The 7,125-nt window shown below is 71.2% G+C and carries 5 protein-coding genes; all 5 read right to left on the reverse strand.

Annotated elements, in window-relative coordinates:
* Positions 1-93 precede the first annotated feature (93 nt).
* Positions 94-1,422: a TonB-dependent receptor gene (locus M0P34_RS12345; protein ID WP_291499575.1), complete on the reverse strand. Its 1,329-nt coding sequence runs from the start codon at positions 1,420-1,422 to the stop codon at positions 94-96.
* Between the two features lie 21 nt (positions 1,423-1,443).
* The gene (locus M0P34_RS12350; protein ID WP_291499577.1) at positions 1,444-3,183 is read right to left on the reverse strand and encodes an ABC transporter ATP-binding protein; all 1,740 of its coding nucleotides are present in this window, start codon (positions 3,181-3,183) and stop codon (positions 1,444-1,446) included.
* A complete protein-coding gene (locus M0P34_RS12355) occupies positions 3,183-4,958 on the reverse strand; it encodes an ABC transporter ATP-binding protein (protein ID WP_291499582.1) in 1,776 nt (591 codons plus the stop codon). The genes M0P34_RS12350 and M0P34_RS12355 overlap by 1 nt, the downstream gene beginning before the upstream one ends.
* A 120-nt stretch (positions 4,959-5,078) precedes the next feature.
* A complete protein-coding gene (locus tag M0P34_RS12360) occupies positions 5,079-6,074 on the reverse strand; it encodes an AraC family transcriptional regulator (RefSeq protein WP_291499578.1) in 996 nt (331 codons plus the stop codon).
* A gap of 563 nt (positions 6,075-6,637) precedes the next feature.
* On the reverse strand, positions 6,638-7,125 hold a 488-nt coding region (locus M0P34_RS12365; protein ID WP_291499580.1), incomplete at its 5' end, for a LysE family transporter.

Here is a 7,125-nt window from a genome sequence, read left to right on the forward strand (position 1 = left end):
CCGACTCGGCGACGGCGCGACCGGTTTTCTGCAGAACCACTGCGCTTCCTGGTCGAGAATGATACATTGAAGGCGACACTTTGTTAAGTATTTTCAGGTGAATAAATTATTTTCAGGGCCGACGATGTAGTCGTAGCGCAGCCCGCCCGTCAGGCGCAGCCGGTCGAACAGGGTGTAGGTGGCCTGCCCGAAGAGGGCGCCGCCCTGGATGTCGATGTCCGTGTCCCGGCTCTGGGCGCCGAGGAAGGCCGGGTAGCGGTAGACGGTCTTGACGTCCATGTCCTCCTTGTACGCATAGACGCCCGTCAGCCATTCGAGGGGCCCGGCGCCGGGGGCCGAGGCCAGGCGGAACTCCTGGCTCAGGAGCTGGTTTGTGCTCTTGTTGTCGCCGATCATGACGGAGGCGGGGGTCATGTCCATGTCTATGCCGTACCTGTCGTCGAAGTACTGGCGTCCGGTGATGGACGTGAAGGCCAGGTCGTCGTCGGCGTATGCCACCCGCAGGGTCTGGCCGTTGGCGCGGCGCAGGCGGTCGCTGTCCTCGTCGGCGTTGATGGTTCCGGGCGCGGTCCGGCTCGGCCCGGCGAGGTAGCGGCCGTAGCCCATGCCGTCCTCGTTGCTGCTGCCGTCCAGGGTGAAGCGCACGTCCCATCTGGGGTCCGGCGTCCAGCGCAGGGTGCCGCGCCCGATGAAGTCGTTGAACGAGGTGGCTCTGTCGTCGTCGTCGTACGAGTTCTTGACGAAGCCGCCGGTGTAGTCCCACTTGCCGGACAGGCCGAGGTAGAGCGTGTCCTGCTTGAGGGGGCCGCTGGCGGCGGCGCCGATCCGGGCGCCGGAAGACAGGCCGTGGCTGGTGTCGTAGGCGTTGTACTCGGTGCTGATCCTGCCGCGCAGCTCGTTGTCGGGCTGGCGGGTCACGATGTTGATGACGCCGGACTCGCTGTTGCGGCCGTACAGCGCGCCCTGGGGCCCTTTGAGCACCTCCACGCGCTCCACGTCGAACAGCTCGGGGTTCTGCATGAACACGTTGGGCAGGTTCACGTCGTCCACATAGAGGCCAACGGGGGAGTGCAGGCCGTTGGTGAACCCGCCGACGCCGCGGATGTTGACCTGGTGGTAGTTGCCTGCGTCGCGCACGAATGCGTTGGGGATGTAGCGCATCAGCTCGGATGTGTCCTTGACCCCGCTGTCGTGGATGGCCTCGTCGGTGACGACGGTGATGCTCATGGGGACTTTCTGGACGTTCTCCTCGCGTTTCTGGGCCGTTACCACGACCGTGGGCAGCTGTGTGGCGGCGGTTTCCTGCGCGGCGGCGTCCGGCCCGTCCGCGCCCCGGGCCGCCCCGGGGGCCAGCAGCAGCGCCAGGAGCGCCGCCGCCAGGAGCCCCCGGCGGGAAAGGGAAAGGGAAATGAATGCGTTCACCGTGTTGTCCTCCTGTATTCGTTATATGCCGACCTTCCACCCCAGGGCCTGTTGGCGGGCGGCCCACAAGCGCTGGTAGATTTCGCAGTCCTCCAGCAGCCGGGAATGGGTTCCCGTGGCCGCTATGCCGCCCTTGCCGTCCAGGACCACGATCTGGTCGGCGCCGGTGACGGTCGCCAGCCGGTGGGCCACCATGACCACGGTCTTGGTGCTGACCAGGGCGCTTATGGCGTCCTGGATCTGGCTTTCGTTGTCGGGGTCGACGGAGGCCGTCGCCTCGTCCAGCAGGATGACCGGGGCATCCTTCAGGATCGCCCGGGCAATGGAAATGCGCTGTTTTTCGCCCTGGGACAGCGTGGCCCCGCCCTCGCCGACGGCCGTGGCGTAGCCGCGCGGCAGGGCCTGGATGAACTCGTGGCAGCGCGCCGCCCTGGCCGCCGCGTGGACGGCCTCGTCCGTGGCGTGCGGCGAGCCGAAGGCGATGTTCTCCCGGATGGTGCCCTGGAACAGGTACACGTCCTGGAAGACCATGCTCAGCCGGTCGAACAGCGCGTCGCCGCTCAGCTCCCGCACGGGCGTCCCGCCGATGCGGATTTCCCCGGAGTCCGTGTCCCAGAAGCGGGCGATGAGGCGCAGGATGGTCGTTTTCCCGGCTCCCGAGGGGCCGACGAAGACCGTGACCCGGTTGGCGGGGATGGTGAAGCTCACGTTGCGGAGCACCGGCCGCCGGTCATAGGCGAAGGACACGTCGTGAAAGGCGATGTCCTCGCGGCCCCTGGGCGGGGCGGCGTTCCCGGCGGGCAGGGGGCGCAGGGCGAGCAGGGCCTCCAGGCGGTCCAGGGTGACCTCGGCGGCCTGGGTGATCTCGTACACCGTGCCCAGCGCCTTGACGGGCTCGTACATCCGCAGGGCCAGCACCAGGAAGGTCAGGTAGGCGAACAGGGACGTTGCGCCGCCCACAAGCAGGTGGGCGCCGAGCAGCAGCAGGGCGACGAACCCCGCGTCCAGGATGGCCTGGAAGCCCGTCATCAGGGGCAGGGCGCGGAAGACCAGGGCCAGGTTCTCGCGCCTGGCGCGCTCCAGGAGCGCCGCCAGGGCGGCGAAGCGCCCTCCGGCCAGGCCGAACCCCTTGATGACCTCCATGCCCTGGACGTATTCGATGACCGCGGAGCTGACCGCCACCATGACCTCGCTGCGCCTGCGCATGCCCCGGTCCAGCGCCTTGCGGCAGCGCCCGAGCACGGGCAGGGCCAGGGGCACCGGCAGCAGCGCGGCCAGGGCCAGCCGCCAGTCCACCGCCACCAGGAACGGCGCCAGGGCCAGGGGCAGCGCCAGGGCCACGACGAACTGCGGAAAGGCCATGCGCGGGATCAGGGTCAGCAGCACGAGGTCGTCGGAGACCAGTGCCGTGGTGTCGCCCGCCCTGGAGCGGGAGAAATGGCTCATGGGCAGGGTGCGCAGGTGCGCGCCGACCATGACGCGGACCTGTCGGCACAGCTCGGTTCCGATGGGGTAGGCCACGCGGGTGAACAGCAGGCAGAAGGCGCCCTGGGCCAGGAAGCAGGCGGCCATGACCGCCGTGGCCGCCAGGATGTCCGCCCCGGTCAGGGTCCGCTCCAGGAGCCTGTGCAGGACCAGCAGCAGGACGCCGTAGGGCGCGCCCATGCACAGGGCCTCCCCGACCTTGAGGGCGGCCGCCAGGCGCATGCGCGGGCCAAGCTGCGGCACCAGGGCCGCGAGGCGTTGCATCAGGCGAAGCATCAGGCCGCCCCTCCCGTGTTGAAGGACCAGTTGCGGCTGGCCAGGTGGGCCTGCCACAGGCGGGCGTACAGGGGGCTCTCGCGCAGCAGGCCCTCGTGGGTGCCGCGCGCGGCCACCCGGCCCCGGTCCATCACCAGGATCTCGTCGGCAGCCGTGATGGTGGACAGCCGGTGCGCGATGACGATGAGGCTCCTGTTCCGGGCCAGGGCGCCCAGCGCGGCCTGGATGTCCGCCTCGTTTTCGGGGTCGATGAAGGCGGTGGCCTCGTCCAGGACCAGGATGGGGGCGTCCTTGAGCAGGGCGCGCGCGATGCAGATGCGCTGCTTCTCCCCGCCCGAAAGGACCGCGCCCCGTTCGCCGACCACATGGCCGTAGCCGCCGGGCAGGCCGGCGATGAACTCGTGGCAGCGCGCCGCGCGGGCCGCGGCCTCCATCTCCGCCGGGCTGGCGTCCGGCCTGCCTACGCGCAGGTTGGCCTCGACGGTGTCGTTGAACAGGAACACGTCCTGGAAGACGAAGGTCGTCCTGGCCATGAGGGTGTCCAGGGGCATGTCGCGGATGTCGCGCCCGCCCAGGGTTATGGCGCCCCCGGTCACGTCCCGGAAGCGGGGCACCAGCCGGGCCAGGGTGCTCTTGCCCGCCCCCGAGGGGCCGACCAGCGCCAGGAAGCGCCCCGGCTCCAGGCGGGCGGACACGTCGAAGAGCACCTGCTTGTCGCCGTAGGCGAAGTCCACATGGCCCAGGGCCAGGGCGTTGCCCTCCGGCTGGCCGGGGGCCGCCGGTTCGGGCAGCGGCTCCCGGGCCAGCAGGGCGTCGATGCGCCTGCGGCCCTCGGCCTGGTTTTCGAGAAACGAGCCCAGGGTCATGAACTGTTGCAGGGCGTTGCCCAGCCCCAGGCCCATGAGCAGGAACAGGAACAGGGTCGGCAGGTCCACCTCGCCGGACAGGTGCAGCCAGGCGCCCAGCGGGAGCAGGACCAGCATGTTCGCGCCAAGGGCCACGGAGAACACCGTCATGGGCACGGACCAGCGGCGGCACATCCGCGCCTCGTGGCGGGCGCAGTCGGCCACGCTCCCGGCGTAGGCGCGCAGGGATTCCTCCGTCCGGCTGAAGGCTTTGATGACCGGCATGCCCTGGATGTACTGGACCATGGCGGCGTTGGTCCTTTCGTTGGCCGTGAAGTACCGGGTGCGCAGGTCCTTGTTGCGGGCGATGGTCAGCGCCTGGGCCAGGAAGCCCACGGGCAGCAGGCAGAGCGAGGCCAGGGCCAGCCGCCAGTCGACCAGGAGAAGCACCCCGGTGGAGAGCAGCAGGTACAGGAGGCTGCCGATCAGCTCCGGCAGATTGTGGCCGATGAAGATTTCCATCTGCTCGACATCTTCGAGCATGACTTTCCTGATCTGCCCGCTGGCGGTTTCGTTGAAGAACCCCAGGGGCAGCCGGGGCAGGGCCCGGGCGATGGACAGGCGCAGGTCGTGCAGGATGGCGAAGGCGGACAGGTGCGCCAGCGCGCTGGACGCGGCGGCGAAGGCGTGGCGCAGCAGCACGCAGCCCCCCGCCGCCAGGGCCAGGGGCCAGACCTGGTCGGGCTGCACGGCCCCGCCCTGGGGCTGCGCGATGCGCCCGACAAGCACGAAGAGGACCAGGAAGGGCGCCACGGCGCACAGCTGCGCCGCCAGGGAAAAACCGCAGGCCAGGGACATCTTCCCCTTGTGCCGGGCGGCCATGCGCAGCAGGCTGGCAAGGCCGCCGCGCGGTGGTGAGGCAGTGGGCATAGACACTCCGGACGTTGTTCGCCGTGGAAGACAGCCCTGGCTGATACCCGTTATCAACGGGCCGGGCTATGCGAAACCGGAGTTTTCGCTATGCCGATCGGTATTGTGACGCGGAGGCGGTCACTCGGGCGGGGTCGGGGGTCTGAGAATTTCCGAGGGCGGCACGCCGAAGCGCTTGCGGAACGTGACGGCGAAGCGCCCCAGTTCCGCGTAGCCCACCCGGTGGGCCGCCTCGGTCACGGTGATGCCGCCGCGTTGCAGCAGCCTGTGGGCGGTCTCCAGGCGCTGGTCGATGATGTAGGCGTGTACGGGCAGCCCGAAGAGCCGCTTGAAGCCCGTCTTGAGCTTGAACTCGTTCAGCCCCACCAGCCGGGCGAGTTGCGCCAGGGACGGGGCGTTGGCGATGTCCGCGTCGATGGCCTCCCGGGCCCGCAACAGGCCCTGGATCCAGTCTGCGGGCAGGGCGGCGGCGTTGACGGCCCGCCCGGCGCGGGCGAGGTGGTCCAGGACCAGGGCCAGGAGCTCGCGGGCCTTGCCCTGGCAATACATGGCGCGCAGCGGGTCGCCGGGGCGGCCGTCCAGGATGTCGGCGACCGCGGCGCGTATTCTGGGCGGCATGGCGGTCTGGCGCGTCTGCAGGCCCGGCCCGGCGAGGTCCGCCAGCCCCGCGGCGGGCAGGCCGTCCAGGTTCACGGCCAGGTCCACGAAGCGGACCTGCTGGCCCCGACCCAGGCGGCAGACGCCCGTGGCGGCGCCGGTGCCAAGCAGCAGATGCCCCGCGCCCAGGGACATCTCGCGCCCCTCGCGGGTTTGCCAGCGCATGCCCCCTTCGAGGCAGCAGGTGATGCCCAGGCGGCAGTCCCGCCTGTCCGGCCCCGCGGCCAGGGTCATGTCGTCCAGCAGAAGAACGTCGATGACCGAGAGCTCCAGTCCCTCGGCCAGGGTGCGGGCGTACTCCCCCCGGATGGGGCCCTTGTCCATGTACACGGCGTCGTGGGTCAGCGCGGAGGCGTAGGCCCGGCCCAGGGAGCGGCAGACCGGGCAGTCCCGGTCGCCCACGTTGACCAGCGGCCTGCGCGCCGGGCTTTTTCGCGTGCGATTGGCTTCTTGCGTCATGACCGACCCCGGCGATGCGTTGAGGAAACAGGGCGCGTTGGCGAAGGTTGTAGATAATGAAAATCAATATCACTTGTCAACGGCCATGTGCCGTGCGGGAGCCCCGGAGGGGGTTGGGGCGCCGCGGTTGGCCGGGGCGCGCGGGGAGGGCTTGGCCGGGGCTGCGGGGGCTGCGCCCGGCCTCAGGCCGGGCGGGGGGGCGGGGGCCGCCCGTTCGGCCCCCCGCCGTGGCGCGCGGCTTCAGGCCCGAGTGGGCCGGGGGGGAGGGGGGCTGACCCTGCGCGGCCGGGGGCGGCGGGGAGCCGGGCCGGGCGGTGGGCCGTGGGCTGGCCCCGGGCGGCCAGGGGGGCACAGGCGCTGCAAGGGCATCAGCGTCCGGGGCCCCGCCCCTGGCGGCCGGGGGCGATGCGCGAGCCGCAGGGGCCGGGGGCGATGCGAGAGCGCAGGGGCCGGGGTCGGCGGGGGCGCGGGCTGCCCGTGCGGCCTCAGCCCGGGTGGGCCGCTGCGGCCGGGGAGGCCCGGTGGGGCGGCGGGGCGCAGGGCCGGTGCCCCGCCGCCCGGCCTCAGCCCGCCTGGGGCAGGTGGGCCAGGACCAGCGAGGCCACCAGGGTCAGGGCCAGGGCCCAGTTGAAGGCCAGCACCCGCGGCCGCGTGTTCAGCAGGCGGCCGACCCCCGCGCCCAGCAGGGCCCAGGCGCTGAAGCAGGGCAGGACCATCACCGCGAACAGCGCGGCGATGACCAGCACCTCGGTGAACACGCCCGCGCCGCCGGTGGTGAACAGCGACACGGCGCCGATGTACATCATCCAGCACTTGGGGTTCAGCCACTGGAAGACCGCGGCCTGCCCGAAGGTCAGGGGCCGGGCGGCGCCCTGCGGGCCGCCAGGGCCGAGCTGCCCCGAAAAGCGCGTGATCCTCCAGGCCAGCCAGAGCATGTAGGCCGAGCCGACCACGTCCAGGGCCGTATGCAGCACGGGCCAGGCCAGGAACAGCCGCCCGAGCCCGGCGCCCACCAGCACGCACATGACCGGCAGGCTGACCTGGGCGCCCA

Origin of the sequence: Desulfocurvus sp. (genome assembly GCF_023230885.1) — a bacterium.
In the GTDB taxonomy this organism is placed as follows: Bacteria; Desulfobacterota; Desulfovibrionia; order Desulfovibrionales; family Desulfovibrionaceae; genus Desulfocurvus.